Raw genomic sequence first — 25511 nt, 5'->3', positions numbered from 1 at the left:
CGCCAGTCCGGAGAGTTGACGATGACACCTGATCCCTCGCCGTCTGCCAGACACGGGCACGCCCCCTCCCGGGTGGCGCTGCTGGTGACCCTGCTGCTCGCGATCTCCGCCTTCCAGGTGGCGGCCGTGATGATCATTCCCGCGCTGCCGAAGATCGGCGGCGAACTGGGGGCGTCGCCCTCGCAAATCTCGCTGTCGCAGGCGCTGTTCTTCTCGATCGGCGGGCTCACCGCGGCGGCGCTGCCGATCAGCGACCGCTTCGGCCGACGCCGCATGCTCGCCGCGGTGCTGGTGCTGGTGATCATCGGCAGTGTGCTGGTGGCCACGTCCGGGAACCTGGTCCTGTTCGACCTGGGCAGGTGGCTGCAGGCCACCGGAGTCGTCGCGCTGCCGCTGTCGTTCCTGATCCTGCGCGACCAGGTGCCGGCCGACGAATACCCGCTCTACCTGGGGTGGCTGAACGCGCTCAACAGCGGGGTCAGCGGCATCGACGTCTTCATCGCAGGACGCATCGCCGACACGATCGGCTATCAGGGCATCTTCTGGATCGCCGCGGCGGTCGCCGCGGCCGCTCTGGTGTGCGTGCTCGTGGTGGTGCCGCACACCGCCCCGATCACGCAGCGCACCGACTGGTGGGGCATCGCGACGCTCGGCGCGGGGGTCGTGGCGGTGTCGAGCGGGCTCGCCCAGTCCGGCGAGTGGGGCTGGACCGGGACCGGGACGCTGCTCCTCATCGGCGGCGGCATCGCCCTCATCGGCGCCTTTGTCGTCGTCGAGCGGGTCACGGCCCGTCCGATGGTCCAGGTGAGCCTGCTCGCCAGCCGCCGCGTGTGGGGCCTCGCGCTGGTCATCGTGTTCGGCATGACCGCGTTCATGGGCGCCGCCAACCTGCTCATGCCCTTCTGGGCCCAAATCCCGGAGTTCACCGGCGGATTCGGGCTGAGCGCGACCGACTACTCGCTCGCGGTGCTGCCCGGCACCTTCCTCACCGTCTGCATCGCCCCGACGATGGGCAATATCGCGCGCCGCGTCGGGTGGCGGCCGATCCTGATCGTCGCCACCGCCGTCTCAGGGGCGGGGCTGGTCGGGCTCGCCGTGTGCATGGGCACGGCGGTGCCCGCGTTCGTGTTCGTCACGCTGGTCACCTGCGTCTTCTCCGGTGCGGCCATGACCGCCGCGACGGGCCTGGGCGTGCTGTTCTCGCCGGCCGAGGCGCCGGCGTTCCTCCCCGGGGTCGTGTCGGTGCTGTTCTCCTTCGGCGCATCGCTCGGCTTCGCGCTCGGCGGGTCCGTGCTGGCCCAGGACACCGTCTCCGCCCCGGGAGCGCCGCCGCTGCCGACCGAGAACGCGTTCACCAACGCCTTCACGCTCATGGCGGTCTTCATGGTCGCGGCGGCGCTGTGCGCGTTCCTGGTGCCCCGCAACCGTCCGGAACCGCAGGTTCCGGACGCGCCGGGCGCCGGCGTGCCGCAGAAGTCCAAGGCCTGACCGCACCCCGCCGCAAGCACGCCACCGGGCCGACCACCGACCGACCTGACGAAAGACGACCGATGAACGAGCGCAGCCTGTCGATCCCCGGCGCGGCCGGGGCCATACCCGCCACCTTGGCGACCCCTCCCGGGGACGGGCCCTTCCCCGCCGTCGTCCTGCTGCACGGCACCGCCAGCCACCGCGACGAGGTCGGCGGGATGTTCGCCCGGCTCGCCGCCGCCCTCGCCGTCCGCGGTGTCGCCTCGGTGCGGATCGACTTCGCCGGCTGCGGCGCCAGCACCCGCCCGCAGACCGACCTGACGGTGAGCGGAGAAGTCGCCGACGCGCGTGCCGCGTACCGGTGGCTGGCCGCCCGTGACGACGTCGACGGCGCCCGCGTCGGCGTACTCGGCTTCTCCCAGGGCGGCATGGTCGCCGCCCTCCTGGCCGGGGCGGAGCCGGGGCTCGCCGCTTTGGCGTGGTGGTCGTCCGGTCCCGCGTCCCCGCAAGGACACCCGTTCGCCGTCCTGGCGCCCGCGTTCGCCGACGGCGGCGACCACGCCGACGTGGACCTGGGGTTCGCCCGCTTCACGTTCTCGCGGACCTGGTGGGAACAGACCCACCGCATGGACCTGGCCGCCGCACTCGCCTCGTTCGACCGCCCGATCCTGGCGCTGGCCGGCTCGGCCGACACCGTCATCGCCCCCCGCGCCACCGCGGCGTTCCTGCGCGGCGTCCCCAGCCCCGACATCACCTTCACCGAACTGCCGGGCGGCGACCACATCTTCAACGCCTTCGACCGCGACCGGGACCTCACCACCTCGGCCGTCGTCGCCACCGCCGACTGGTTCGCGGACCGCCTCGCCGCCACCGCCCCCCAAGCACCGCCGATGAGCAGCGCCGAGGCCGAGCTGATGCGCTTCGCCGACCACGAGTTCCCGCGCCCCGAACCGCTGGGCGACCGAACCCGATTCCCGGACGGGCTCGTCGCCCGCATCCGCGGCCACCGCCCGCTGATGATCGACGTCGACGTGCCGGCCGGGCACGGTCCGGTCCCCGTGGTCGTCTGGCTGCACGGCGGCGCCTGGATGTGGGGAACCAACAAGCACACCGCAACCCCCATCGACTCCGCGCGCATCCGCGAGGAACTGCTCGCCGCCGGAATCGCGTTCGCGTCCGTCCAGTACCGGCTCAGCGGCGAGGCCGCCTGGCCCGCGCAGCTCCACGACATCAAGAGCGCCGTCCGCTGGCTCAAGCACCACGCCGACCGCCTCGGGATCGACCCAGGCCGCATCGCCGCCTGGGGCGAGTCCGCAGGTGGACACCTCGCCGCGCTCCTCGCCACCACCGGCACCCAGCCGCACCTGGAAGGCAGCCACGGCGTCACCACAGGCGACAGCCGCATCCACGCCGCCGTCTCCTGGTACGGCCCCACCGACATCCCAGCCATGCTCGAACACGGCCGACCCGAACCCGCCCAACAACTCCTCGGCGGCCACCTGGAACTCGCCCGCCAAGCCAGCCCCCTCCACCACACCGACGTCGACACCGCACCCATGCTCGTCATCCACGGCACGCACGACACAGCCGTCCCCGCCTTCCACAGCGAACAGCTCGTCGCCGCATGCACCCAGCGCGGCGTCCCCGCCGAACTCGTCCTCGTCCCCGACGCGGGCCACGCCCTCGCCGGAACCGACCCCGCCCCCTTCATCGCACACAGCGTCGCCTACCTCCGCCGAGTCCTCCGAAGCGACCTCACGGAGCAAGCGGCCCGCCCCACACACCACACACGGTTGTGACTGGCCGACGGGACCCGCGCAGTGACTTCCCCCCGCGCAACCGCCTGCCAGGCCCGCCCGGTCACGCGCCGAGGCACCGCGCTGACATACGCAGCCTCGTGGGGCTCGGCCGAGGGGCCGACGAATCGGGGTGACGTTGTGCTTCGCGATGTCGAGGTCCGACGCGGACGTGCCTGCTTGGGTGAGAACGGCGCCCGCGAGGGTAAGCCTGGCCACCACTTGACGGAGCTCTTCGATCTCAGCCCTCTGGTTGGCGATCGTCGCCTTGAGTTTGGCGATGGTCGCCCGTAACTGCTTCTCCGGCTCCGGGACCTGCCGAGTTTCGGTGCGCACGCGCTCGTAGAACTCTTTCTTCAGGTCCGCGTGGCGAGGGATGTGGGTGCCCGCCGGTAGGTTCGCCGCACACCCGCGGAACGAGAGGCGTGGCATGGGGTTTTGGGGAGAATACGTCGTGGCCCGCAGCGACCGGTCGTTGTCGGAACTGGAACCACTGAGCGCCGGCGTCTGCCGGGACGGCGACCAGGGATGCGTCGGTGTTCCCCGTGCCCACGGCGACGGCTGGCAGACGGTGGTCGTGCACCACGGGCTGCCCGGCCACACACCGCAGACGCTGCGAACGCTTGTGGAGCGGACCGGCCGGCCCGCGCTGGTGGTGTACATCTGCGACAGCGACACCGGATTCGTCCAGGGGTGGTCGGACGGGGGCGGCCTGTTCGAGACCTGGTTCACGCCCGAACTCGCCGCGGAATACGAAGTCCCGAACGACATCTGCTACGAGGACGAGACGGCATGCCGGGCACGGCCTACCAGGCCGCGTGGGACGCGGCGCACAGCCGCATCAGGGACGAGATGCCGCAGCGCGCCCGCGAGGCCTGTACCTGGGCCGAGGCGGCGGGCTGGGGCCCCGATCCCGCGAAGGTGCTGGAGATCCTGTCGGCGGATCGCCTCGGGTTCGCCGAGCACCACTTCTTCGAACTGCTGCGCGCGATGGGCCTGTCGGCAGCCGACGGCTGACCCCTGGGCGCGCGATACTGCGAAGCCCTCACCAGACGTGCCCAGCGGCGCGGATGCCGGCGGACCGGCCGACCGGGAACGCCCCGTCCACGACGACGAATTCCGCCTGTGCGCAGCGACGCCGGCGTGGATCCCCTCCCCGTGCCCACCGCATGCGGAAACGGCATCCTCGTGTGGCTCGACTCCGGCTGACCCACCGTCAGTCACCGCTCTCACACGTTGCCGACGGCCTCGAACGCGCCGCGCTCGCATCGCCGGCTGCGCGTCGGTGATCGATGCGAACATCCGCGAGACGGTGAAGCGAGAGGCACGACATGGGCAGCTGGGACATCGGCCCCTTCGACAACGACATGGGCGCCGACTTCGCCGACACCCTGGATGAAGCCCCCGAAACGGAGCGCGAGAACGTTGTCCGCGCCGCTCTCACCTCCACGATCGCCGGCCCGGGCTACCTCGACGCCTTCGAAGGGACGGAAGCCGTCGCGGCTGCCGCACTGATCGCAGCTCAATGCCCGGGAGGAGCGCCGATCACCTCCTCTCACGGCCCCGAGGAATCCATCCCGCCACTCTCCTTCGACCTGCGCACTCGCGATCGCCGCACTCGACCGAGTCCTGGCCGAGGACTCCGAACTCGCCGAGCTGTGCGACGAGACCGGCGACGGTCCCCGATGGCGGCGAAACATCACCCACACGCGCCGGATCCGCGCCGGCGACGAGACCAGACCGGACGGCACGCGATGGCACTGACATCGGACGAAGCCGTGGAACAGCGCGGCGATGCGCGTTCCGGCAGACGGCGCTCGGCCCCGACCCGCCTGCGCGGGCTCGCCCGAACGCTCTGCGGCGGGAGGTGCGTGATCGTCGCACCTGGGAGACCCAATGTCAGATGGTCATGGCCCTGGGGGCGTGCAGCCACCGGCCTGCGCTCGACCCGCTGCGCGAACTCGCCCGACGGCACTTCGACGCCATCGCGGTGTATGTCGCCCTCGGCGATGCCATCGTGCGACTGAGTACCCCCGAGGACCCGGCCGGCGCCCTGCTCTGGTGCACGGACAGCGGCACCGCGGCTCTCGCCGACGGCACCCTTCGCGCCGTCGCCACGCAACGCCTGCGTCTCGACCCGCAAACCGTCGACCACGTTCTCGACTTCCTCCACCCCCGGGAACCCCATGACGGGTTGCGCTTTTGGGCAGCGGCCGCCGCGGCGGGCTGGTCCGGCCCTCGGGTCCGGGAGTTCCTTCAAGGCTGCGCGGCCGGCCCCGGGCGGAGGTCGCCGGCGCGGCCGCATCCTCTCTCCAGGGCAGTTACCAGACCCGTCGCCCCTCGTAGAACCGACCACCGAATCGACGACGGGCGCTCACGGTTCGCCGGCGAACAGGATGCCGAGTGTTCCCGGGTGTCAGGTCGTCCGTGCCCGGTAGCGGTCGTGGGCTTCGAGGATCATGGCCTTGCTGCGGGCCCGACTCCGCCGCCAGGGATCGGGACCGGCCTCGCGGGTGGCGCCCGTGGCGGGGTCGGGGGACAGGGACACGCGGCGACTCCCAGCGGAACAAAGGGGGGTGTACGCGCCAGTATTCCAAAGGCGCACACCCCCGTCCGCCGATCACACGATCACACCGCGACGATCCCTATTCGAGAAGACGGTCGAACTCGCCCGCCTTCGCCCCTGCCACGAACATCGCCACCTCAGCCGTCGTGTACACCAGCGCCGGCCCTTGCGGATCCCGCGAGTTCCGCACCGCGACACCACCACCGGGCAGCACGCCCAGCTCCACGCACTGACCCGTCGCCGAACTCGCCGCGCTCTTGACCCACTCCGTCACACCCAGCGAAGCCGCCGGCGCACCGTTGACACCCTCGCGCACGTCCATCACCACTCCCTCGTCCGGCCGATCCGCACGCCCCGAGACGAGGCCCACGCGTGGCCGTGCAACGCCATATGCAATTGCACGAGCCGATTGGAACGATGCTAGTCACGGAAACGGGGGAGCAAAGTCCCCCGAAAGGGTGGCCACTTCCCGACGGTGCCGGCCCGCGCCGGCGACCGCGACGCTCGGTGGCCCCATGGTTGTCCTGCCGGGAGTGCGGCTACCGGTCGTCGGGTGTGCGGCCCGCCGTGGTCAGGATCGGCCCGAACGCGGTGGCAGGATCGGGCTCGCCCACCGTGCGGGGTGTGGGTCCGGTGGAGTCGGTGGGCTCGGAGACCTTCCAGGTGTCGTCCGTGCCCCAGGTCATGCGTGCGGTGACGGTGAACCAGGCGGTGACGGCGCCGGGTTGGGCGAGCGTGTCGTCGGCCTCGGCGCCCTGGACGCTGTTTCCCCACACGGTGGCGCGGATCGACCCGTCGGACTGGTTCGTGGCGAGCACCCGGATCGGGGTGAAGACGTCGAACGCGTTGGGGGAGCCGTTGAGCAGTCCGCAGGTGCCGAACCTCGCGGCGACCTGCCTCTCGGTACCCGGGGCGGGGCCTGCCTGACCGGACCGAGCCATCCGGCCTCGACCGGGTCCCCTCCGGGCCGGCGCGAACGGGTGCCGGCCCTGCCCCGGGTCGGGGCCGACAAGGAGTGAGGATGTGCGCTACTCGATTCGGGAGAATCGGCGGGCCGCAATGGTGAGCGTGAGGCAGGCGAGGAGGGCCAAGCCGGCGATCTCGAGGACTACGGGCGGCTGCCATCCCCACCAATGCGGCCCGGATTCCGCGACGTTCTCGAAGTTGCCCGTCGGCAGCGTGCGTCGCATTGCGTCCACCCCGTAGCTCATCGGGTTCGCCAACACCGCCCCGTTCAGCCAGCCCGGCAGCCCGCTCACCGGAAACAACGCGCCGGACAGGAACAACAGCGGCATCAGCGCGATTCCGACCACGGCCTGGAACGTCTCCGCGCGTTCGAGACACACTGCGGCCAGAATTCCTCCCGCGGTGAGCGTGAACGCGATCACCACGAGTTCCAGGAGCACCAGTGCCAGCAGGTGCGGTCGTACGGAAATGCCCATCGAGGCGGTGAACACCAACATCAGGATGCCGTGGAGGACGGCCACGGTGGTTCCGCCCAGGCAGATGCCCGTGAGCAGCGCGGAGCGGCGCACGGGCGCGACGAGCATCTCCCGCAGGAACCCCGCCTGGCGGTCCCACACGATCGACACACCCGTGTTGACGGCGGGCACCTGGATCGCCATCAACAGGACGCCTGGAACGAGGTACACGCGGTAGTCCGCGTCGTCTCCCGCAGACTCCATTGCGGATGTCAATCCGGTGCCGAGTACCAGCAGGAACAGCAGTGGTGACATCAGCGCGAAAACGACCCTGACAGGGGTGCGTCGCAGTCGGAGCACCTCGCGGTACCACATCACCCGAATCGTGCGTGTGTGTCCGGCAGTTGCGGTTCCGAGCACGGGCGCATCGGATACCTGGGGCGTGCGCTGGTCCGGTTCGGACGCGACAGAGCTCACGGTAGTCACCCCTTGGCTTCGGGTCCACGGATGTCGGCCTCCCGGATGGTGCGGCCGGTATAGTGCAGGAACACGTCGTCCAGCGTGGGCGAGGTGACACTCACCGAGTACACGGGCACCGTCAACTGCCTGCACAGACGAGGCACGAACGCCGCCCCGTCGGCCACCCTGACGCGCAGTTCCGACTCCTCCACCACCGCCCTCAGGCCGAACTGCTCCCGTACGGAACGCAACGCCGAATCGTTGTCCCGGGTGCGCAGGACGACCAGGTCGTCCCCAATGACGGCCTTCAGTTGCGCCGGTGATCCCTCCACGACCACCCGCCCCTCGTCGACGACGGCGATGCGGTCGCAGTGCTCGGCCTCTTCGAGTTGATGCGTCGTCATGAACAGAGTCGTCCCCGACTCCTCACGCAGACGGTGCAGATATCCCCAGATGGCCGCTCTGGTCTGCGGATCCAGACCCGTGGTGGGCTCGTCCAGGAAAAGCACGCGCGGGGTGTGCAGCATGCCGCGCGCAATCTCCAACCGACGTCGCATGCCGCCCGAGAACGTGCGGACCGCTCTGGTGGAGCGTTCCGTCAGGCCCACCAGGTCGAGCATCGAGGCGATCCGTCCGCGGGCCTCGCGGCGCGGCATGCCGTACAGGTCGGCATGGAAGCGGAGGTTCTCCTCGGCCGTCAGGTCCACGTCGACGGTCGTCTCCTGAAAGACGATTCCGATGGCACGGCGGACTGCGTCCTGCTCGTCGCGGATGTCGTGACCGGCGACCTCTGCCCGGCCTGCCGTGGGACGCAGCAACGTGCTGAGCATGGCGATGGAAGTGCTCTTGCCCGCGCCGTTGGGTCCCAGGAAACCGAATGCCTCACCTGCGTGGACCGTCAGATCCAGGCCGCATACGGCGTGGACGGGTCCGTAGGATTTGGTGAGTCCGCGGGCGAGGACGGCTTCGGTGCGCATCGAGTGCGTGTTCATCGCGTGCCGGCTACTCGGATGAGGGCATGGAAGTGCTTGACCTCGTCGATGCTCTCGCCGATCGGTGTGCCCTGTGCCTCCACCCACGCGTGAGCCCGGAAGGGCTGGGTACGCACTCCCGTGACCCAGTCCGGCCAGGCGCCCCGTACCCGGCACAACAGCGCCGTGGCGATGGAGCGTTGCAGGCAGCGGGGGCCGGCGCAGGGCACGCTGACCGCGACGACGGCGTTGCGCGCGCGCAGGACCTCCGCCTCGTTCGCGGGTCTGGACCCACGCCGGGCTGTCTCCATGACCGTCCTGAGTCGCCTCGGCGGCAGCAGGGTGAGCAACCGGGCGGCTCCCACCGCGCTCAGCGCGAGGGGACGCGCGTGCCAGGGCAGGGGAGTGGACGACTGAAGGCTGAGCGCTCTGGCGGTCACGGGGTCACCACCCCGGCGCCGCGCAGCGCCGCGACGAGCATCGCGACGTCCTCGCCGAGATCGTCGGTGACGGTCGGAAAGCGGGCGCGCAAAGCGATGACGGCGGACTCGGGGGTGCCGCCCTCGAGGAGGTTCCGCAGCACCAGGGCACCGGTCTCGTTCATCTGCCAGTAGCGCCCGCTGCGTTCGTCCAGGAGCACCATGCCGGTCTCGGTTTCGGTGGTGCTCACGTGCGGGGCGAGCGAGAAGGTCATGATGTTCCTTCGGTGAGGACGGCGCCGATCCCCGTCGCCATGGGGCCGTCGCCGCCGGGCAGGGACCGCAGCCACAGCTCGTTGGCCAACGTCGTGTCGAGGGGCATAAGCGCACCGGCGTCCGTGTGGAGGCCACGCAGTATCGCGCGCGGGCCGTCGGCGTCGATCAGCCCGAGACGGGCGAGGCGGGAGTCGTCGAAGATCTCCCTCAGGTGACGCCGATGCCGACGCAGGCCGATGTAAAGATCCGGACTGACGTCGCCCTTGCTTTGTCGGTCCAGGACGTCGTTCGGGGTGATCCCCCGCATCGCCGCCGCGAGTACTGGCTTCACCTGATCGGGCCTGTGGCGATCCGGGAGACGGATGGACATGGCCGCGGTCAGTACCCGGTCGTCGAGGAACGGCGCTTGAAAGGACACGCCGAAGCGTTCGATCATCCGGGAACCCGCCCGCACGATCGTGCCGTTGACCTGCATGAGCCGCAGCATCTCGTGATGCACCGGCAGGTGCGACAACGGTTCGGGCGCCTCGCGGACGGCGTGGCGAAGCCGGCGGCGGATCACGTCGACGGCCGCGGGAGTGGCCCACGGTGGCACGCGGGGAGTGATCTCCCACCCGACGCCGGTGCCCAGTACACGTTCGGCAGTGACGTGGTCGGCCACCCCGGACAACCAACGCGCGTAGGTATCCCGGTAGGCGAGGCTGCGTACGGTCGTGGCAATGTTCCAGCGGCGCATGGACTTCATGGCCCGCACGTGGGGCAGCGCCGTGAGTGGGCGGGCGCGGACCAGCGCGTGCAGGGACATCACGCTCGGTCGGAACAACTCGTCGGCGCCGATGCCCTGGAGATGGCGTGTCGCTCCGTGGGAGGAGGCGAACAGCGCGATGTACTCCACGAGCGGCCGGCGTGTCAGGGTCAAAGGCGCCTCCAGGTCCTGTTCCGGAACCGACGCCGCTTCCGCGAAAAACCCCGGGGTGTCGCTCATCGGGAGGACCACGTGTCGCGCGTCCGGTAGTCGGGCCGCGTTGCGTTCCGCCCACAGCCGATCCTCGTTGGCGGAGTCCGACGACGCCAGGTGCAGGGTCACCAACGGTATGGGGAACCGGGACGCGAGAAAGCACAGGCTCGTCGAATCCTTCCCGCCGGACAGGTCGGCGCTGATGGCCTCGCCTCGCGAGACGCGGGCTTCGACCGCGCCCTCGAGGGCTTCGCGCAGGGCGACGAGTCCCGATGTCAGAGGAATCTCCGGCTCGGGCGGTGTCCAGTGCGGGCGGGTGCGCGCGGTACCCGACGGTGAGATCTCCAGGTGGTGACCGGGTGGCAATGCGTGGACGCCACGCCACACGGACCGGGTGTTCAGTGGCCAGGGTGGCCCGAAGGGCATGAGCAGTTGCAGAGCCAGGAGTTCCTCGTCGATCCCGTCCCCCGTCATCGCGGCCTGCGTCTGTGGACGGTCGGCGGCCACGGTGACGCCGGCCACCGTGCCGTGGAAAATCTGGCACGCCGAGGAGACCGTGCCTTGGGCTCGCACGACGCCGCCGATCGAGGCGACGAGGTGGAAGCAGCCATGCAACGATCGAGCGATCGTGTCCACGTCCCCGACCGTGTGCACACGTCGCAGTTGTCGACTCAACGTGGCGGGATCGGCGGAGACGGGACCGAACAGCACCACGCGGACGTCTCCCGCAGCGGCGTACACGATGTCGGCATCCGACCAATGGCCCACGATCCACGGTCTGCCCGACGCATGGTCTATTACCCTTGCCTCTTCCGAGCGCGGGACGAGCGTTTTGATCCGGCCACTCGCCGGATGATCCGGAATGACGACGAATTCCACGCTGACAACCTCTCCCCAGCCTCGTCGGCGTCGAAGGGAAACGGATTTCGGGTAGGGCCCGGGGACCGGCGGAACACACCGGCCCCCGAACCACGGATCTTTCCCGGGCCGACCGTCAGAGGTCGAAGTAGTAGCCCAGGATCCCGTCGAACCACCGGCCACAGCAGGTGATACGGGTGTCCTCGGCGAAGTCGCCCGCTTCGACGATCATCGGGGGCTCGTAGTCGAGTTCCACTTCAGTCATCGTCATCTCTCCTTTGGTGAATCATCGGCCGATCCTTTGTCGTGCCCGGCCGAGAACCACTCTGTCATCGGAGTTCCGTGTGGTCTTGGAAAAATTCACCGTCCTGTCCGGTCGTGCCGAACGGCACATGGACTCGACGCGCCCGCCCTCGGGCCCGCGTTGCGGCCAGGAATCCGGTGGGTGGTAATCCGGTCAGTGCGGCGCACTCGCGACTGAGGTGTGCCTGATCGTAGAAACCGCAGTCCGCGGCGACCCGGATTCCGGGGTGCCCGCCGTCGAGCAGTCGCAGTGCGCGCCGTAGCCGGAGCAGCCGGGCGGCGCCCTTCGGCGCGAGGCCGATTTGCGCGCGGAAGTGACGGCAAAGCTGGTTCTGGCTCCACCCCACGGCCGCCGCCAGCCTCGGGATCGGCATCGTGCCCCCGTCGTCGGCCAGCCTCTGCCACGCTCTGCGCAGTGGCACAGGGCACGGCGGGCCGGTTGCCAAACGCCGAGCGAGTTCCCGGTCGAGGACACCACGTCGGGCACCCAAGTCGGTGGCATCGAGCAACTTTTCGGCCAACGAATGGACGGGTGCCACCCCACCTGGTTCGTCGCGCATCCTCAGCGCGGACGTGAGGTGTTCCGAGGGAATCCCGAAGAGGCCCGACACCGCCCACGGTTCCAGGACGACCTCGATTCCCGACCCGCGGATTTCCGCACATTCCTCGGCGCCGGTGACATCCAGCCCCGAGCGTAATGATTCGAACGACACCCGCGGGCCCATGGGTCGCGCCGTCGACGTATCCCGACCCCCCATGGAGTCGAAGAACACGATGAGTCGCACGAACCCGTCGACCGCGGACAATGCGTGCGGGCGATACTTGGCGAGGTCGAACGCCCGGTAGGAATGAACGGCGTCGCGCAGGCACGGAGCGGGTGGCACGGTGACCATGGAATCCGCGAAATCCTCCCTACCGATCCACGCGTCAGCCATGACCGTCCCGGGCTGTGTGTAAACGGGCCGATGGGCGGCGCTCGCACGATCCGGGCGAATGACAGGAGCTCCCGCCCCGAACGCCCCCCGAGGTGCTTCTTCGGGCGGGCATGCCATGAACCACGGATACGGATGCATCGATTCGAAGAGACATTCTTCTCCCATTAATGCAGGCAATATTCCGCATTCGATATTCGATATTCGATCCAGACCGGGAAACGACATCGACCGTGGGCTGTGCGGCCGGAACAGCCGCCATGCACGGGCCGGCACCGACGGTGTTCGGCGCGGTCGGGGTCGAGGTGAGGGTCGTGGACGTAGGCGTAAATCCGGGCCGGCAGGATCCGTCGCGATGTCCGGGAGAGAGATTGATCGTCGGCCCGGAGGGTGTGTGCGAACATCGCCGTGGCCAGATCGGCGACGACCATGGACGGAGGGTGCGCGGTGGTGTCGGAGGCCAGGCGCAGGAGCCTCTGGGCCGGCAGGGCGCCGATCCCTTCCCGGCCCGACACGGGGCGTTCGATCGCACGAGCTGCCCGGGCCGCGGACATCGCGATCAACGCCTTGGGAATCTCCAGGCCCACGATCGTGATCCGGTCTCCGTCGGCGCGAAACGTGCACGGGTCCGCCGCGTCGAACGTGTGGAACTCGAAGGCGCCCAGGCTCCGGTCCGGTCCGCCCGAGGAGGCTCGCGCGGTGCCCGACACGACCACGACGAGCCGATACGCCTGCGGCGCGGCCGGCGGATCGATGTCAGAAACCTTCGGGCTCCTGTCGATCGGGACGTGTTCGACCACATCGACACCGGTCCGAGCGCGATCTCCGGTCGCCACGGCCGGGGATCGCATGCCCGCGCCGCAATCGTGTCGGCGCGCCGCGCGCGCTCGGCCGGGGGCCGATCGAATCGTTGCGCACCGGGCGGACGCGTGTGTCGCGGCAGGGTCTCGATTCGCATGTCCGTCCTCGCTTTCGTTCGCGGCAGATGGCGGGCCACAGACGGATGGATGCACGGCGGAGCGCCGGCCACGAACGGTGTGCCTTGGGACGAGCGGCGATCCCGGCCGTCGCGCGGCGCGGGTCTCATACTCGATGTCCGTCGAAGAGGAGGACGCCCGGGCGGGCCGGAACGTTACGGAGGCACTCTCCCGGGGCCACGGCGTTCGCCGTTGCCCGTCGGGCGGAGTCGATCCGCGTGCTTGCGCGTAACGTTTCGGCCTGCTCGGGCGTCCTCCTCTGGACAAGGGCGCACGGCAGCCGACACCGGAGGCGGACGGGATGCGGGACGATGAGGACTTACGAACCGACTTCGACGCGCTCTACGCGAGCACCTCGCGTCGGCTGATCGCATCCGTCTACCAGCTCACCGGTGACGTGACCGAGGCCGAGGACGCCGTCCACGAGGCCTTCGCGCGGGCCTGGGAGCGATGGCCGACCGTCTCGGCCACCAGGGATCCCGCCGCCTGGGTGCGCAAGGTGGCGCTCCGTCTGGCCGTGAGCAGTTGGCGACGTACGCGCAACCGGCTGCGGGCACACCTGCGGCTCGGCGGACCCGGACACATTCCCGATCCGACGCCCGACCACGTCGACCTCGTCTGGGCCCTGCGGCGGCTACCCGTCGGCCAACGCCTGGTCGTCGTGCTGTTCCATCTCTACGACCTGCCGATCGAGGAGATCGCCGACGACCTGGGAATATCACCCGGCGCGGTGCGAGTCCGGCTCACCCGCGCCCGCCGCGCGCTGGCCGACGACCTGACCACGACCGCCCACAGCCACCCGCGAGAAGTCGCGGATCGAACGGACACCGCGGAGGTGCCTCATGGGTGAAACGGGCGGGGCGCCTGACCGCGCCACCGAGCGCCGCGAATCGTCGGAACGCGACGAACAGGCCGAGCTGACCGAGTATCTGGACGCCCTCGTGGTGCGCACCGAAGCCGCCATGAGACCGCGCCCCGCGGATTCGGCACGCCGGCGGGGACGGCGGCGACGCCTCCGGCGCCGGGCGACCCTTGGCGTTGCCGCGGCCATCGTGGTCGTGGTGTCCGTCCTCGGCGTGCTGTCCGCAGACCTCGGGGGAGTATCGCGAGGCGGTCCCGCGACCACCGAACCGCTCAACCCCGGGCAGCTTCCGCCCGAAGTCGCTCCATGGGAGCTGACCCGCACCTCGAAGAACTACGAAGAGTTCATGGACGTGGCCCCCGGGAAGCCGACCGGCATGTACACAGGCCGGAAATCGTCCACGGATGATCCGGGACCGATCTCTTGTGACGACACGCGTCCGATCGGCGGGATTCGACTCGTCGGGGTTCGACATGCGGGGATGTTCCGCTACACCAGCCGGACGAGCCCGACGGCATCGTTCTCCGAGATCGTCATCTCCTTCTCCGATCGGGCCGAGGCGATCCGTGTCGCCGACTATCTGGATACACGGACGGGCCTCTGCCATCTGGCGACTCGTACCGACCAGGGAGAGACCGTCGATATCTCCGTGTGGCGTCAGAGACTGGGCGAACGTGTCGAGTTCACCGCGATCGCCCGCCGCGACACCACCGTCGTCTTCCTCCTGTACGGGGCGGACGCCGTTTGCCGGCCCCAACTACCGCTGACCCTGGCGCACGCGGCAGTTGTTCAATCTGGCGACGCTACTTACTGAGGGAGCGTCAAGTCCGTTTTTGGTACTGGCCGCGTTCGGGTTGGGTGAGGACGCCTTGGCGGACGAGGCGTCCGAGACGGGTGCGGGTGGTGTTCATCGCGGTGTCGTCCGTGGGCAGGCCGAGGTGTTCGGGTAGGTCGCGGACGCGGAACGCCTTTGCGGGTTCTCGCTGAACGCCTTGACGACGTCCCGGTAGACCGCGGCGGGCTCGGCCGGAAGCGGTGCGGTCTCGGCGGGAACGAGGCCATCGACGATCTTCCGGGTGGTGGTCGGTTCGGTGAGGTGTTCCTCCATCTCGCCGAGGGCCGTGGTCAGTTCGTCGATCCGGTGCCGCAGGCCGTCGGCGTGGGTCGAGGCATGGTCGTGCTGCTGCCGGAGGATGTCCAGGAGTTCGGCGACGTTCACGCGGCGGCCTCGACCTCGTCGCGCCAGGCCGGAGCCGGCCGGGTCAGCCGGCGGAGTATGACGGTGGTGGAGACCCAGTAGATGCGGGAAGCGGTGTTGTCGGTCCGGTGGTCGTAGTCGCGGACCAGGCGCCGGTGGACCATGAGGGTGCCGTCGACCTGCTCGACAGCGCAGCGCGGAGGGCCAGGTGGGTCGGGCGGGATCGGGGACGGCCAACTCCGCCAGCAACAGCGCCGCCTCCCCCCCGGTCCCGCCCGGACACGTCACCGCCGCCGGGATGGCCCGGGTGGCGACGTCGGCGGCGGTGGCGGTTCGGGTTGCCCCACCCTGCCGTCCTCGAACTGGGCCGGGACGTCGCGTCGTGTGGTGTCGGTCCGGACCGTTCGCCGGATGGGAGTGCCGGCGTCGGAGCCGATTCCGGCGTGTCCCGGGTGATCGGGGTTTGCGCGCGGGATGCCTCGGACGGTCCGGGAGTGGGCGAGTTCACGGACGAGTTGTGGCGGGTGGCATGGGCGGCATCGGGTCGCCGTGCCGGTGCTCGAGGAGTCGCGCGATCGACAGGGTCGAGTCCATGACGGTCCCCTCGGATGCCTTCACCGTTCGCGGGGCACATCCGGGATCGCGGCCCTCGCGCGCTCGTCGGCGTGTTTCACGCCGCCGGAGTCACGGGGCGTGCGACGGCCGACCGAACCCACGATTCCTGCGGGTGGGCAGACCGGGTGCACGCGCCGCGCCGGCGCCGACGGCTTTCGGCCGTGGACGCCGTTCCCGCGGGCCGGGGTTCTCCGGCACCGTTCGTTCTCGGGTCTTGCTGTTACCGCCTGCGGCGCGATCGCTTCGCGCGCGTGTGCCGTCGCCTTCTCCTGTGCCGCGGCGTACCCGGTCTCGAACGGCGTCTGCACGGGCCCGCTCGTGCTTGTTCCGCTGTGCGCGTTCGCGCACGGCGGAGCCGGGCCGTTCGACCCGCCCTCGACCGCGCCCTGCGACGCGGGGAGACGATCGCGTTCGTCGGCGAGAACGGCTCCGGCAAGACCACCCTCGTCCGCGTCGTCGCAGGCCTCTACCTTCCCGAGTCCGGCCGGGTGCGCTGAAGTGGCCCCACCGGCGACCTGGACCTGGCCGACGCCGATCCCGAAAGCCTGTGGGAACACGTCACCCTCGTCCCCCAGGGTGGCTACGACTGGCCGTTCCTTGTCCGCGACACCATCACCCTGGGCATCCCCAACAACGCGGCGACGACGCGATCCACGACGCCGCTCGCGCCTCGGACGCCGACGCCGTCATCGCGGCCCTGCCGCACGGACTCGACACCAGCCTCGCCCGCTCCTGGTGGGGCGGCCACAACCTCTCCGGCGGCCAATGGCAACGCCCTCCCGCCAGCCACGTGTCCGCCCGTGCGCCGGTGTCGAGGCGTTCCATCAGGGCGTCGGCGTCGGCGACCGCCCGGCGGGCCTGTTCACCTTGGTGGGCCAGGGCGTGGGCGCGGGCGGTGACGGCGGCGGCCAGGGTCGCCGCCGGGGTGGCTCGGTTCCCGGCGGCCCGTCGTGCCTGACCGGTGCCGAACCGGACGTGTGACCCGCAGCCGCATGCACGGCACCGGGTGGCCCGGCGCTGCGCCCCGCCCGGTGCCGTGGCAAGCGGATCGGGGGCACCGGTTCGAGGAGGACGTCGCGCGACTGAACCCGTTCCCGCGCGACCATGTGAACATGCTCGGCTGCTACTCCTTCTCCCTACCCGAACTCCCCGACGTGCTGCGGCCGTTGCGTCCGGCCTACGCCGACGACGCATCGTGACCGGCCGTTGGGCGGGATCCCGGAAACGGATCCGCCCACATCCTTGATGGGCGACGATTGTGCGCATCACGCGAGGTGGCGACACGTCCTCGGGTCGGACCTCGCCGGGCATCCGGTCGGGGGTGTGGGATCGGATGGGGGTGGCGACGGCGGAGGGTGGAGGGGTCAGGGCCGAGGCAGTCGCCGAACGGTCTGTGGTCGGTGCCCACGCCGACGAGGTAGGCGGTCACGACGCTGTCGGCGTAGCCGAGGAACCGCCCGTTGTGGTCGCGCACGGTCACGTTCGGGCGTACCGCCACGAGCCATCGGTTCCGGCTGTTGGGCTGGTTGAACCTGTCGACCCAGTTGTCGGCGAAGCGTCGCGGTCCCGGCGCTGCGGTTCTCGGCTCGCCCCTCGGTTGGAAGGCGATGGCGTGACCGTCGGGGGCAGCCCGAGGAACCGGGTGGTCCTGGCATCGGCGGCGGTGCGCACGTCGCCGGCACCCTCTTCGCCCTCGGCGCACAGCCGCGTCGAGCCATCGCAATGCTGTCGTCGTCCCCTCCCAAGTGCCGCGCCGACCCGGATTGTCGTCTCGTCGCCATGTCCGCCGAACGACAGGCGATCGCGACCACTCGCGGAACTGCCGTAGCCCGTGGCCGCGCCCGCAGGGGCGCGGCCACGGGGTCGCAAGGGCGTTCAGGGTGGGATGTGCGGCGGCGGGGTGGGGGTCAGGTTGCGGATAGGGCTTCTGTCGGGGGGAGGCGGGCGGCGCGGATCGCCGGGTACAGGCCGGCGGCGGCGCCGATGAGCAGGGTGGCGGCGAAGCCGCCGGCGCTGGCCCAGGCCGGGATGATCGCGTCCCAGTTGCGGGTACTTGCGTACCCGGTGGTGACCGCCGTTCCGAGGGTGATGCCGGCCAATCCGCCGAGGGCGGAGAGCATCAGGGACTCAACGAGGAATTGGGTGCGGATCTGGCCCCGTGTGGCGCCCAGTGAGCGGCGCAGGCCGATCTCGGCGCGGCGTTCGAGCACGGTGATGACCATGGTGTTGGCGACGCCGACTCCTCCGACCAGCAGTGCCACCGCGCCGAGCCCGAGCAGCAGACCGGTGAAGGCCTTGTCGGTGGCCTGGCGGGCCGCCAGCGCGTCGGAGGGTCGCGAGACCTTGACCTCGTTCGGGTTGCGCGGGTTGGCCGTACGCGCGAGCACGTCGCGCACGGCCGCCACCGCCGCGTCGGCCGAACGCGTGTACACGGTCGTCGGATGCCCGTCGAAGCCGAGGTACGTACCGGCCGCGGGCCACCCCACCAAGGCCGCCGCGTCCAGTTCGGGCGCGAGCGGCACCGGGTCGAGGATGCCGACGACGATGAACCAGCGTCCGCCCAGGTACACCCGGACGTCCGGGCCCGGTGCGCCGATGCCGAGCCGGTCCGCCGCCGACGCGCCCAGGACCGTGGCCGGGTAGCGCTCGGTCGCCGCGTTGAACCACGTGCCGCGTCCGAGGTGGGCCCCGACGGTCTGGGGCAGGGCGAGGTGCGCGGCGGAGACCGTGACGCCGCCGCTCCGCGCGGCCGGGATGCGGTCGTTGCGGTAGACCTTCGCGGACTTGACGAGACCGGTCGCGGCGACCCGCCGTACCGGACCGATCCGGGCGATCGTCGCGGGCGCCTCGTACGGGAGCGAAGCGGTGCCGCTGGTCAGTGAGTTGCCGGGGGCCACGGTCAGCAGGTCGGTGCCCAGCGCGGCCAGGCGGTCGTCCAGGTCCGCGCGGCTGGACGTGGAGATGCCCGCGACGGCCGTCATCGCCGCGATGCCGATGGCGATGCCCAGTGCGGACAGGAACACCCGCAGCGGGCGCGTGCGCAGTCCGACCGCACCCACTGCGGCCACATCGCGCGGCCTCAGCCGGGCCGGAGAGTCAACGCTTGGCATGTCAGGTCTCCACCCGTCCGTCGCGCATCGTGATCCGCCGCGGCAGCGACGCCGCGATCTCCAGGTCGTGCGTGATGACCACCACCGCCGTTCCGGCCGCGTGGAGTTCACGCAGCAGCGCCATGACCCCGCGGCCGGACGCCGTGTCGAGGTTGCCCGTAGGTTCGTCGGCGAGCAGCAGCAGCGGATCGCCCGCCACGGCGCGGGCGATGGCGACGCGTTGCCGCTGCCCGCCGGAGAGTTCGTGCGGCAGATGGTCGAGCCGGTCGCCCAGGCCGACGCGTTCCAGGGTGCCTCGGGCGATACGGCGGCGTTCGCGCGGCGAGAACCCCGCGTACAGCAGCCCGTCGGCGACGTTCTCCCACGCGCTGCGCCCGGGGGCGAGGTGGAACTGCTGGAAGACGAACCCGATCCGGCGGGCGCGGAGCGCGGACAGGCGACGGTCGGACACCGCGGCGACGTCGTGCCCGTCGATGCGCACGGTGCCGCTGGTGGGACGGTCGAGAGTGCCGATCAGGTTGAGCATGGTCGATTTGCCGGAACCCGACGGGCCCACGATGCCCACCAGTTCGCCGCGCGCTATGCCGACGTCGACGTCGGCGAGAGCGGTCACTCCTCCGGGGTACTCCTTTCCGACGGCGGCGAGTTCGACCAGGGGGGAGGGGAACGGCGGACTGTCGAGGGTGGGGTCGGTGGCGGGTGCGTCCGCGGGCAGGTTCGCGTGGGCGTCCCCGTCCGGCGGGCTCGTGTCGGCCTCCCCGCCCGGCACGTTCACATCGACGGCCCCGTCCGGCAGGCTCACGTCGGCATCCCCACCGTCGTGCCCTGGGCGAGCCCGGGTCCGGTCACCTCGACGCGTCCGCCCGCGAACATGCCGGTGGTCACCGGTACGATCCGCGTCGCGGAGCCCTCGACGACCTGGACGCCGTAGCCGCCTTCGGCGAGCGCGAGGAGCGCGGCCACCGGCACGGTCAGCACGTTCTCGCGGCGCGACGACGTGAACGCGACATCGATGGACGCCTCGTCGAGCCCGGCAACGGCCTTGTCGTCGTCCAGGGCGACCGTGGCCTTGATTTTCGTGGTGGGCACGGCCGGGTTGCCGCCGCTCTCCTTGCCCGGGTCGATCACCGTGGCGGTCGCGGCGACCTTGCCGGGGGCGGTCGTGCGGTCGGGCAGTGTGAGCGTGACGGCGGTGCCGGTCTTGGCGAGACCCGCGTACGCCATCTCCAGTTCGACACTCACCACCCGCCGGGTTCCGGTGTAGGTGAGCACGGCCTGCCCCGGCTGCACCGCGTCGCCGAGCGCGGCCTTGTCGACGTCGACGCGGATCTCGTCGGACGCGTAGTGCACGCGCCCGAGTTCGACGGTTCCGGTTTCCTTGAGCCCGTTGGCCTTCTGCCACTTCTTCACGGCCGCGGCGGTGCCGTCGGTGTACTTCGTGTCGACGGTGAAGCCGGTATAGCCCAGTTCCCGGAGGTTGTGCTCGAACTCTTCGACGTCGGGCCCTTCGACGCCGGACGCGAGGTCGCGGTAGGTGGGGAGCGCGCCGTACAGGAGCAGTATCGGCGTGTTGTCGACCTTGTACAGCGGTTTCCCGCGGGCGACCGTCGACCCGGGCGCGGCAACGGAGGTGAGCGTTCCGGTGAGCTTGCCGCCGTTGAGGATCGTGGTGTTGCCGTGGTCGAGCCTGCCGGGCTTGGATGTCGTGTCGACGAGGGTCTCCTTCGTGACCGTGCCGGTGGCCGGGGGCAGCGTGCTGCGCGGCGGCTTCGCCTCGTCCTTGGTGGGCAGCCCGATCCCGGTCGCGGCTGCGGTCGCGGCCCCCGCGGCGAGTACCGCCGCCATCCCGGCGGCCACCCGTCCGGCGGCGCGGCGCCTGCGGCGGGTCACGCGCCGGCTCCCGGGCCGCTGGTCTTGCGGCCTCCGTCGCCACCGGGCGGCTTCGGCATGTACGTCGAGCACGCTTGATCGGCGGACTTGAAGCGCGGGTCGTCCGGCCTCAGGCCGAGGGCGTCGTTGTTGATCTGGAGGCCGCCGTCGGCGGACGGGTCGGGGAACTGCGGGATACCGTTCTCGCGCATGCACTGGGCGTACCGGCGGAGTTGCTCGGTGACCTTCGGGTCGACCTTCTGGTTCTCGCCGCCGTTGGGCATGAGGCTGCGGCACTTGACCTGCGCGGCCTCGACGGCCTTCGCGTCGGTACCTTCGGGGAGGTCCAGGGAGACGCCGCCCTCGCCATTGAAGGTGGGGTCGGGGAAGCCGGGAATGCCGTTCTCGCGCATGCACTGGGCGTAGCGGAGCATGGCGTCGCGGGCGTCGCCGGTGTCCTTGCCCGCGCCCTTGCCGTTTCCGGTGCCCTTGCCGCCAGGGGATGCGGGAGCGGTTGCGGTGGGCTTTCCTGCGGAGGCGATCCGGGTGCCGTCATCGTCGCTCCCGCCGCCGCATCCGGCAACCGCGCCGAGCGTGAGCAGGAGGCCGAGACCGAGCCCTGCCGTCGTTCGCATGTGGTGATCTCCTTGGGTCTGGGCCGTGTGGCCGTGGCCGAACGGCCATGGCTGTGTGGCCGTGGCCGAACGGCCGTGGTTGTGGACCCATTCGAGCCGCCGACCCGTCATCCCACCGTCACCGGATTCGTTGACGCGCAAGTGACGCCCTCGGCGCAATCATGGACGGATGCGAATCCTGGTGGTGGAGGACGAACCGCTCTTCGCGGACGCGGTGGCGGAATGGCTGCGCGGGGACGCGCACGCGGTGGACGTCGTGTACGACGGAGGTACGGCCCTGGAGAACCTCGCCGTGCACGACTACGACGTGGTCGTCCTGGATCGCGACCTGCCCGTTGTGCACGGCGATGAGGTGTGCCGCACCATCGTCGCCGGAGGGGGGACGGCGCGGGTGCTGATGCTGACCGCCGCCGGCATGATCGACGACCGCGTGGCGGGGCTGACGCTCGGCGCCGACGACTACCTCGCCAAGCCCGTCGCCTTTCGCGAATTGGGCGCACGGGTGGTCGCGTTGGGGCGGCGCTCGCGGGCCGCGGCGCCGCCGATACTGGAGCGGGCGGGCGTACGGCTGGACCTGCATCGACGCGAGGTGTACCGAGACGGCCGATATGTCCCCCTGTCCCGCAAGGAGTTCGCCGTGCTGGCGGAACTGCTGCGGGCGGACGGCGCCGTGGTGTCCGCCGAACTCCTGTTGGAGAAGGCGTGGGACGAGCACGCCGACCCGTTCACGAACGTCGTGCGGATGACGATCCTCAAGCTGCGTCGCAAACTGGGTGAACCGCAGCTCGTGGTGACCCAGCCGGGAGTGGGGTACCGGATCCCGTGAGGTCGAGGCGCATGGCGGCCCGGAGGTGGCGACCTTCCCGTCTGACGATTCGGGCGCGGCTGACGCTCGTCTACAGCGTATTGTTCCTGATCGCGGGCGGGGTGGTGCTGGGAGCGACGTATCTGCTGGTGTCACAGCAGTTGCCGGACAACTCGCAAACGATGGTCGGCGGTTCGCCGACAGGCGGTGTTCCCGCCGGTGGCGGGCTCACGGGCCACGGCGCGTCCGGGGGTACGCCGGCAGGATCGCCGCCGCTGGAAGGGCAGTTCACCCATGCGACCGATGGAACGCGCCAGGGCGCGCTCGACGCGCTCCTCACCCAGGGCGGCATCGCCCTCGCGGCGGTGGGCATCGCGGCCACGCTGCTCGGCTGGCTCATCGCCGGGCGCATGCTGCAGCCGCTGCACCGTATGACGGAGACGGCACGGCGGATCGCCGAGGCGCCCGCCGCGGACCGGAACCTGCACGAACGCATCGGTCTGGACGGCCCCGAGGACGAACTCAGGCGGCTCGCGGACACGTTCGACCTGATGCTGGAACGCCTCGACCATTCCTTCGACGGCCAACGGCGTTTCATCGCGAACGCCTCGCACGAACTCCGTACGCCACTCGCCCTGAACCAGGCGCTGTTGGAAGTGGTGGTCTTCCGTCGCACCGCGTCGGAGGAGGTCCGCCAGTTGGGCGAGACACTCCTGGAGATCAACAACCGCCACGAACGGCTGATCGACGGCCTGTTGCTGTTGGCCCGTTCCGAACACGAGGTGCTGGAACGCGCGTTCGTCGACCTCGCGGACGTCGTCGACCATGTCGTGGAGCTCGCGTCCCAGGGGGCCGTCACCATCGAGACCGAAACCGCCGAGGCCGCGACGACGGGCAACCCGGTGTTGTTGGAACGCCTCGTACACAACCTCGTCGAGAACGGGATACGGCACAACACACCCGAGGGCGGTTGGGTACGCGTCACCAGCCGCACCGGCACTGACGGATCGGCGATCGTCGAGGTCGCCAATACCGGACCGGCCGTTGCGAGATACGAAATCCCCTCGCTCTTCGAGCCGTTCCGGCGCCTCGGCGCCGAACGCCTGGCAACCCGGGCACCCGGCGCGGGCCTGGGGCTGTCGATCGTCCGCGCCGTGGCCCGCGCCCACGGCGGCGACGTCCACGCCGAACCGCGAGAGGGCGGGGGGTTGACGGTCGCGGTCAGCCTCCCGGCTGCGCGGGAACCCGACGACGGCAATGGCGACTCCGTACCCCGGCAGGACGCCACGTCCTTCGAATAGCCGAACGGTTCGGCTCGGATCCGAAGGGTCATCCTCCCGGTCCAGCGGGATCCGGGCCGAGGTTCGGCATCGCAAATGCGGGCTCGCGAGCGGTGAGGAGGAGCCCGGGACGGTTGTTCGTCCTCGACTGCACTTCGCTGCCCCCTCCGACGCCCGCATCGAACGGTACGGCTCCCGGTTCCGTCTCGAGGGCTTCATCGGGATCGAACCCGATCGCGCCGAAATCCCGTACGAGCCGCCGCCATTCTGGAAGCGGTCCCGAACCCCGCGGTGTCGCAGGGTGTGAGAAGGTCGCACGACGCGATTGGGAACTCCTCGTGGCGGGGCGTGTGTTCGTGCGTCGGGACAGTGCTCGGCGGCCGTTCGTGTCATTCCTGACCCGCGTCCCTCTCCGACGGCCGCCCATGCGGGTGCGGCCCGGGCCTTTGCGGGAATCCGTCCGTGTCCGCGTTCGCGAACGAGTCGAGGCCGGGGGCGTCGGTGATGATCGTTCCCGTGACCGATCTTCCGGCGTCCGACGCCCATCTCGCCGATCTCGACGCGTGCACCCGGGCCGTTGCCGCCGAGCCACCCCACGAAGAACGGCCCCGACCGGAGTCGGGGCCGTTCGTCCTCCCGGGCGCGGGGCACTGCCCGCACAACCCGCCGCGCGGCGAATGTGTGGACCCCGTGCCCGGGGCACCGCCCACGATGGCACCGATCCGGGCCTCGGCGCGGGCAGTTCACACGAAAGGGGCCGGCCCGACGCCACGTGCTCCTGGTCCTCGATGTGCTCGGCCACGCGCGGCCCCTCCCGTAGTAGACGGAGCCTCATCCTGGCCCGACGGCCGTCGTCCCGCCCTCGGTTCGAGAATCCGTCACCCCGACCCGGGCCCGGCACGCCGCCTCCTCGCAGAGGCCGCTCGGCCCGGCCGACCAGCCACCTCGACGGTCGGAGAGGCAGGGCGGGAGCAGGAGGGCGTTGCCTGCGGGGCGGGGTCCTCGTTGGTCGGTGTGGCCGGGTGGCGACGATCCGAGCCGGCCGCTTTCGACGAACGAAGGGGAAAGACGACATGACCGACACCCGGACGGGCACGGCCGTGCGCGAGGGAAGCCCGGACTCGGCCGTGGACCGGGTCGCGGACTTCTACGGCGCCTACATCGACGCCGTCGACGACGGCACCGACGACCTCGGCAGCGAATTGCGCGCCCACTACCTCACCGAGGATCTGCGCCAACGCCTGGCCGCCTGGGAGGAAGCCAACCACGCCGACGGCGTGCTGCGCGCCCAGGACGTCCCCACCCACTGGCAGGTCGCCTACCACGACTCGGGCGCCGGACACCTGTTCACCACCATCACCCTCACCTGGGGCACCGGCCCCGACGCCCGACACACCCACCTCGCCGTACAGAGCGACCTGAGCACCAAACTCATCTCGGACATCGAGGACGGCGCCTGACGCCCACCCCGCAACACCCCGGCGATCCGGATGGCCCGCCGACATGTCCGGGCCGCGCTCGCCGCGACCCGGGGCGGCCACGGCACCGCCCGCCTGGAGCTGCGCGACGCCGTCCCGGTGACGGTTGCGGTGGGCGACCGCGACGGGACACGGCACGGGCGCGACGGACCGTTCGTTTCCGCGCGGCGTTCGCCCACCGGGGCGCGGGTCGGGCCTAGCCTGGTCGGGCCGCGTCCGGAAGTCCGGGCGCGGGTTCAGCAGTTGTCTGTGC

The 25511-nt window shown here is 70.7% G+C and carries 30 protein-coding genes and 1 pseudogene; 13 read left to right on the top strand and 18 right to left on the bottom strand.

Translation table 11 applies throughout. The annotated features are described in order from the left end of the window. Positions 1–21: 21 nt before the first annotated feature. The 5 genes and pseudogenes from ACIBM5_RS31310 to ACIBM5_RS31290 all read left to right on the top strand — a co-directional run bounded on the left by ACIBM5_RS31310 (position 22) and on the right by ACIBM5_RS31290 (position 5030). Positions 22–1488, top strand: coding sequence for an MFS transporter (locus tag ACIBM5_RS31310; RefSeq protein ID WP_396009931.1), 1467 nt, complete (start codon positions 22–24; stop codon positions 1486–1488). Positions 1489–1550: 62 nt separating this feature from the next. Beyond that, positions 1551–3269 (top strand): alpha/beta fold hydrolase, encoded by a 1719-nt coding sequence (locus tag ACIBM5_RS31305; protein ID WP_396009930.1) that lies wholly within the window; start codon positions 1551–1553, stop codon positions 3267–3269. Between the two features lie 789 nt (positions 3270–4058). Further along, on the top strand, positions 4059–4283 hold the full coding sequence (locus ACIBM5_RS31300; RefSeq protein WP_396009929.1) for a hypothetical protein: 225 nt from the start codon (positions 4059–4061) through the stop codon (positions 4281–4283). Between the two features lie 314 nt (positions 4284–4597). Then, positions 4598–4768, top strand: a pseudogene (locus tag ACIBM5_RS31295) (DUF4259 domain-containing protein); the annotation flags it as partial. A gap of 106 nt (positions 4769–4874) precedes the next feature. Beyond that, positions 4875–5030: a hypothetical protein gene (locus ACIBM5_RS31290; protein ID WP_396010089.1), complete on the top strand. Its 156-nt coding sequence runs from the start codon at positions 4875–4877 to the stop codon at positions 5028–5030. Here the strand turns inward: ACIBM5_RS31290 and ACIBM5_RS31285 are convergent. From ACIBM5_RS31285 to ACIBM5_RS31230, 12 genes are all read right to left on the bottom strand, one after another. After that, positions 4966–5439, bottom strand: a complete 474-nt coding sequence (locus tag ACIBM5_RS31285; protein WP_396010095.1) for a hypothetical protein — start codon at positions 5437–5439, stop codon at positions 4966–4968. The genes ACIBM5_RS31290 and ACIBM5_RS31285 overlap by 65 nt on opposite strands. A 243-nt stretch (positions 5440–5682) precedes the next feature. Continuing rightward, complete coding sequence (locus ACIBM5_RS31280) at positions 5683–5814, bottom strand: hypothetical protein (protein WP_396009928.1); 132 nt, start codon at positions 5812–5814, stop codon at positions 5683–5685. A 97-nt stretch (positions 5815–5911) separates the two neighbouring features. Beyond that, the gene (locus ACIBM5_RS31275) at positions 5912–6154 is read right to left on the bottom strand and encodes a DUF397 domain-containing protein (protein WP_396009927.1); all 243 of its coding nucleotides are present in this window, start codon (positions 6152–6154) and stop codon (positions 5912–5914) included. Between the two features lie 217 nt (positions 6155–6371). After that, a complete protein-coding gene (locus ACIBM5_RS31270; protein WP_396009926.1) occupies positions 6372–6773 on the bottom strand; it encodes a hypothetical protein in 402 nt (133 codons plus the stop codon). Between the two features lie 87 nt (positions 6774–6860). Next, positions 6861–7730, bottom strand: a complete 870-nt coding sequence (locus ACIBM5_RS31265) for an ABC transporter permease (protein WP_396009925.1) — start codon at positions 7728–7730, stop codon at positions 6861–6863. Between the two features lie 5 nt (positions 7731–7735). Beyond that, positions 7736–8704, bottom strand: a complete 969-nt coding sequence (locus ACIBM5_RS31260; RefSeq protein WP_396009924.1) for an ATP-binding cassette domain-containing protein — start codon at positions 8702–8704, stop codon at positions 7736–7738. After that, entirely contained in the window at positions 8701–9123 is a 423-nt protein-coding gene (locus tag ACIBM5_RS31255; protein ID WP_396009923.1) for a lasso peptide biosynthesis B2 protein, read from the bottom strand. The genes ACIBM5_RS31260 and ACIBM5_RS31255 overlap by 4 nt, the downstream gene beginning before the upstream one ends. Beyond that, entirely contained in the window at positions 9120–9377 is a 258-nt protein-coding gene (locus ACIBM5_RS31250; protein WP_396009922.1) for a lasso peptide biosynthesis PqqD family chaperone, read from the bottom strand. The genes ACIBM5_RS31255 and ACIBM5_RS31250 overlap by 4 nt, the downstream gene beginning before the upstream one ends. Further along, on the bottom strand, positions 9374–11215 hold the full coding sequence (locus tag ACIBM5_RS31245) for an asparagine synthase-related protein (RefSeq protein WP_396009921.1): 1842 nt from the start codon (positions 11213–11215) through the stop codon (positions 9374–9376). The genes ACIBM5_RS31250 and ACIBM5_RS31245 overlap by 4 nt, the downstream gene beginning before the upstream one ends. Before the next feature lie 115 nt (positions 11216–11330). Next, a complete protein-coding gene (locus ACIBM5_RS31240; protein WP_396009920.1) occupies positions 11331–11459 on the bottom strand; it encodes a lasso RiPP family leader peptide-containing protein in 129 nt (42 codons plus the stop codon). Between the two features lie 64 nt (positions 11460–11523). Then, a complete protein-coding gene (locus ACIBM5_RS31235; RefSeq protein WP_396009919.1) occupies positions 11524–12432 on the bottom strand; it encodes a helix-turn-helix domain-containing protein in 909 nt (302 codons plus the stop codon). Between the two features lie 164 nt (positions 12433–12596). After that, the gene (locus tag ACIBM5_RS31230; RefSeq protein ID WP_396009918.1) at positions 12597–13016 is read right to left on the bottom strand and encodes a hypothetical protein; all 420 of its coding nucleotides are present in this window, start codon (positions 13014–13016) and stop codon (positions 12597–12599) included. A gap of 691 nt (positions 13017–13707) precedes the next feature. Here ACIBM5_RS31230 and ACIBM5_RS31225 point away from each other — a divergent pair. Next, on the top strand, positions 13708–14256 hold the full coding sequence (locus ACIBM5_RS31225) for a SigE family RNA polymerase sigma factor (protein ID WP_396009917.1): 549 nt from the start codon (positions 13708–13710) through the stop codon (positions 14254–14256). Beyond that, on the top strand, positions 14249–15082 hold the full coding sequence (locus ACIBM5_RS31220; protein ID WP_396009916.1) for a hypothetical protein: 834 nt from the start codon (positions 14249–14251) through the stop codon (positions 15080–15082). Before ACIBM5_RS31225 ends, ACIBM5_RS31220 begins: the two co-directional genes overlap by 8 nt. Positions 15083–15175: 93 nt before the next feature. Here the strand turns inward: ACIBM5_RS31220 and ACIBM5_RS31215 are convergent, their stop codons facing one another. Further along, positions 15176–15487: a hypothetical protein gene (locus ACIBM5_RS31215; protein ID WP_396009915.1), complete on the bottom strand. Its 312-nt coding sequence runs from the start codon at positions 15485–15487 to the stop codon at positions 15176–15178. After that, the gene (locus ACIBM5_RS31210) at positions 15484–15630 is read right to left on the bottom strand and encodes a hypothetical protein (protein ID WP_396009914.1); all 147 of its coding nucleotides are present in this window, start codon (positions 15628–15630) and stop codon (positions 15484–15486) included. Before ACIBM5_RS31210 ends, ACIBM5_RS31215 begins: the two co-directional genes overlap by 4 nt. Positions 15631–16413: 783 nt before the next feature. Here ACIBM5_RS31210 and ACIBM5_RS31205 point away from each other — a divergent pair. The 3 genes from ACIBM5_RS31205 (at position 16414) to ACIBM5_RS31195 (ending at position 17280) form a co-directional block, all read left to right on the top strand. Beyond that, positions 16414–16578 (top strand): ATP-binding cassette domain-containing protein, encoded by a 165-nt coding sequence (locus ACIBM5_RS31205; RefSeq protein WP_396009913.1) that lies wholly within the window; start codon positions 16414–16416, stop codon positions 16576–16578. A 268-nt stretch (positions 16579–16846) separates the two neighbouring features. Next, positions 16847–17062, top strand: a complete 216-nt coding sequence (locus ACIBM5_RS31200; protein ID WP_396009912.1) for a hypothetical protein — start codon at positions 16847–16849, stop codon at positions 17060–17062. 11 nt (positions 17063–17073) lie between these two features. After that, complete coding sequence (locus ACIBM5_RS31195) at positions 17074–17280, top strand: hypothetical protein (RefSeq protein WP_396009911.1); 207 nt, start codon at positions 17074–17076, stop codon at positions 17278–17280. Between the two features lie 708 nt (positions 17281–17988). Here the strand turns inward: ACIBM5_RS31195 and ACIBM5_RS31190 are convergent. From ACIBM5_RS31190 to ACIBM5_RS31175, 4 genes are all read right to left on the bottom strand, one after another. Further along, a complete protein-coding gene (locus ACIBM5_RS31190; protein WP_396009909.1) occupies positions 17989–19191 on the bottom strand; it encodes an ABC transporter permease in 1203 nt (400 codons plus the stop codon). Between the two features lies 1 nt (position 19192). Continuing rightward, a complete protein-coding gene (locus tag ACIBM5_RS31185; RefSeq protein ID WP_396010088.1) occupies positions 19193–19846 on the bottom strand; it encodes an ABC transporter ATP-binding protein in 654 nt (217 codons plus the stop codon). Between the two features lie 143 nt (positions 19847–19989). After that, positions 19990–21081, bottom strand: a complete 1092-nt coding sequence (locus ACIBM5_RS31180) for a peptidoglycan-binding protein (protein WP_396009908.1) — start codon at positions 21079–21081, stop codon at positions 19990–19992. Continuing rightward, on the bottom strand, positions 21078–21695 hold the full coding sequence (locus tag ACIBM5_RS31175; RefSeq protein ID WP_396009906.1) for a hypothetical protein: 618 nt from the start codon (positions 21693–21695) through the stop codon (positions 21078–21080). The genes ACIBM5_RS31180 and ACIBM5_RS31175 overlap by 4 nt, the downstream gene beginning before the upstream one ends. A 169-nt stretch (positions 21696–21864) precedes the next feature. Here ACIBM5_RS31175 and ACIBM5_RS31170 point away from each other — a divergent pair, with 169 nt between their 5' ends. The 3 genes from ACIBM5_RS31170 to ACIBM5_RS31160 all read left to right on the top strand — a co-directional run bounded on the left by ACIBM5_RS31170 (position 21865) and on the right by ACIBM5_RS31160 (position 25240). Beyond that, the gene (locus ACIBM5_RS31170) at positions 21865–22521 is read left to right on the top strand and encodes a response regulator transcription factor (RefSeq protein WP_396009904.1); all 657 of its coding nucleotides are present in this window, start codon (positions 21865–21867) and stop codon (positions 22519–22521) included. Between the two features lie 11 nt (positions 22522–22532). Then, positions 22533–23801, top strand: a complete 1269-nt coding sequence (locus ACIBM5_RS31165; protein WP_396009903.1) for a sensor histidine kinase — start codon at positions 22533–22535, stop codon at positions 23799–23801. Positions 23802–24853: 1052 nt separating this feature from the next. Continuing rightward, complete coding sequence (locus tag ACIBM5_RS31160; protein WP_396009902.1) at positions 24854–25240, top strand: hypothetical protein; 387 nt, start codon at positions 24854–24856, stop codon at positions 25238–25240. The last annotated feature ends 271 nt before the right edge of the window (positions 25241–25511 follow it).

Source organism: Embleya sp. NPDC050493 (assembly GCF_044458105.1).
Lineage (GTDB): Bacteria > Actinomycetota > Actinomycetes > Streptomycetales > Streptomycetaceae > Embleya.
This window is presented reverse-complemented; position numbering and strand designations above follow the sequence as displayed.

What these genes read in the sequence shown, in the direction of transcription:
- ACIBM5_RS31260 (WP_396009924.1), bottom strand. Translation starts at nt 8,704, where the DNA reads ATGAACACGCACTCGATGCGCACCGAAGCCGTCCTCGCCCGCGGACTC.
- ACIBM5_RS31235 (WP_396009919.1), bottom strand. Translation starts at nt 12,432, where the DNA reads ATGGCTGACGCGTGGATCGGTAGGGAGGATTTCGCGGATTCCATGGTC.
- ACIBM5_RS31250 (WP_396009922.1), bottom strand. Translation starts at nt 9,377, where the DNA reads ATGACCTTCTCGCTCGCCCCGCACGTGAGCACCACCGAAACCGAGACC.
- ACIBM5_RS31225 (WP_396009917.1), top strand. Translation starts at nt 13,708, where the DNA reads ATGCGGGACGATGAGGACTTACGAACCGACTTCGACGCGCTCTACGCG.
- ACIBM5_RS31270 (WP_396009926.1), bottom strand. Translation starts at nt 6,773, where the DNA reads ATGGCTCGGTCCGGTCAGGCAGGCCCCGCCCCGGGTACCGAGAGGCAG.
- ACIBM5_RS31190 (WP_396009909.1), bottom strand. Translation starts at nt 19,191, where the DNA reads ATGCCAAGCGTTGACTCTCCGGCCCGGCTGAGGCCGCGCGATGTGGCC.
- ACIBM5_RS31160 (WP_396009902.1), top strand. Translation starts at nt 24,854, where the DNA reads ATGACCGACACCCGGACGGGCACGGCCGTGCGCGAGGGAAGCCCGGAC.
- ACIBM5_RS31300 (WP_396009929.1), top strand. Translation starts at nt 4,059, where the DNA reads ATGCCGGGCACGGCCTACCAGGCCGCGTGGGACGCGGCGCACAGCCGC.
- ACIBM5_RS31275 (WP_396009927.1), bottom strand. Translation starts at nt 6,154, where the DNA reads ATGGACGTGCGCGAGGGTGTCAACGGTGCGCCGGCGGCTTCGCTGGGT.
- ACIBM5_RS31310 (WP_396009931.1), top strand. Translation starts at nt 22, where the DNA reads ATGACACCTGATCCCTCGCCGTCTGCCAGACACGGGCACGCCCCCTCC.
- ACIBM5_RS31170 (WP_396009904.1), top strand. Translation starts at nt 21,865, where the DNA reads ATGCGAATCCTGGTGGTGGAGGACGAACCGCTCTTCGCGGACGCGGTG.
- ACIBM5_RS31195 (WP_396009911.1), top strand. Translation starts at nt 17,074, where the DNA reads ATGCACGGCACCGGGTGGCCCGGCGCTGCGCCCCGCCCGGTGCCGTGG.
- ACIBM5_RS31175 (WP_396009906.1), bottom strand. Translation starts at nt 21,695, where the DNA reads ATGCGAACGACGGCAGGGCTCGGTCTCGGCCTCCTGCTCACGCTCGGC.
- ACIBM5_RS31305 (WP_396009930.1), top strand. Translation starts at nt 1,551, where the DNA reads ATGAACGAGCGCAGCCTGTCGATCCCCGGCGCGGCCGGGGCCATACCC.
- ACIBM5_RS31210 (WP_396009914.1), bottom strand. Translation starts at nt 15,630, where the DNA reads ATGGTCCACCGGCGCCTGGTCCGCGACTACGACCACCGGACCGACAAC.
- ACIBM5_RS31200 (WP_396009912.1), top strand. Translation starts at nt 16,847, where the DNA reads ATGGCAACGCCCTCCCGCCAGCCACGTGTCCGCCCGTGCGCCGGTGTC.
- ACIBM5_RS31240 (WP_396009920.1), bottom strand. Translation starts at nt 11,459, where the DNA reads ATGACTGAAGTGGAACTCGACTACGAGCCCCCGATGATCGTCGAAGCG.
- ACIBM5_RS31165 (WP_396009903.1), top strand. Translation starts at nt 22,533, where the DNA reads ATGGCGGCCCGGAGGTGGCGACCTTCCCGTCTGACGATTCGGGCGCGG.
- ACIBM5_RS31220 (WP_396009916.1), top strand. Translation starts at nt 14,249, where the DNA reads ATGGGTGAAACGGGCGGGGCGCCTGACCGCGCCACCGAGCGCCGCGAA.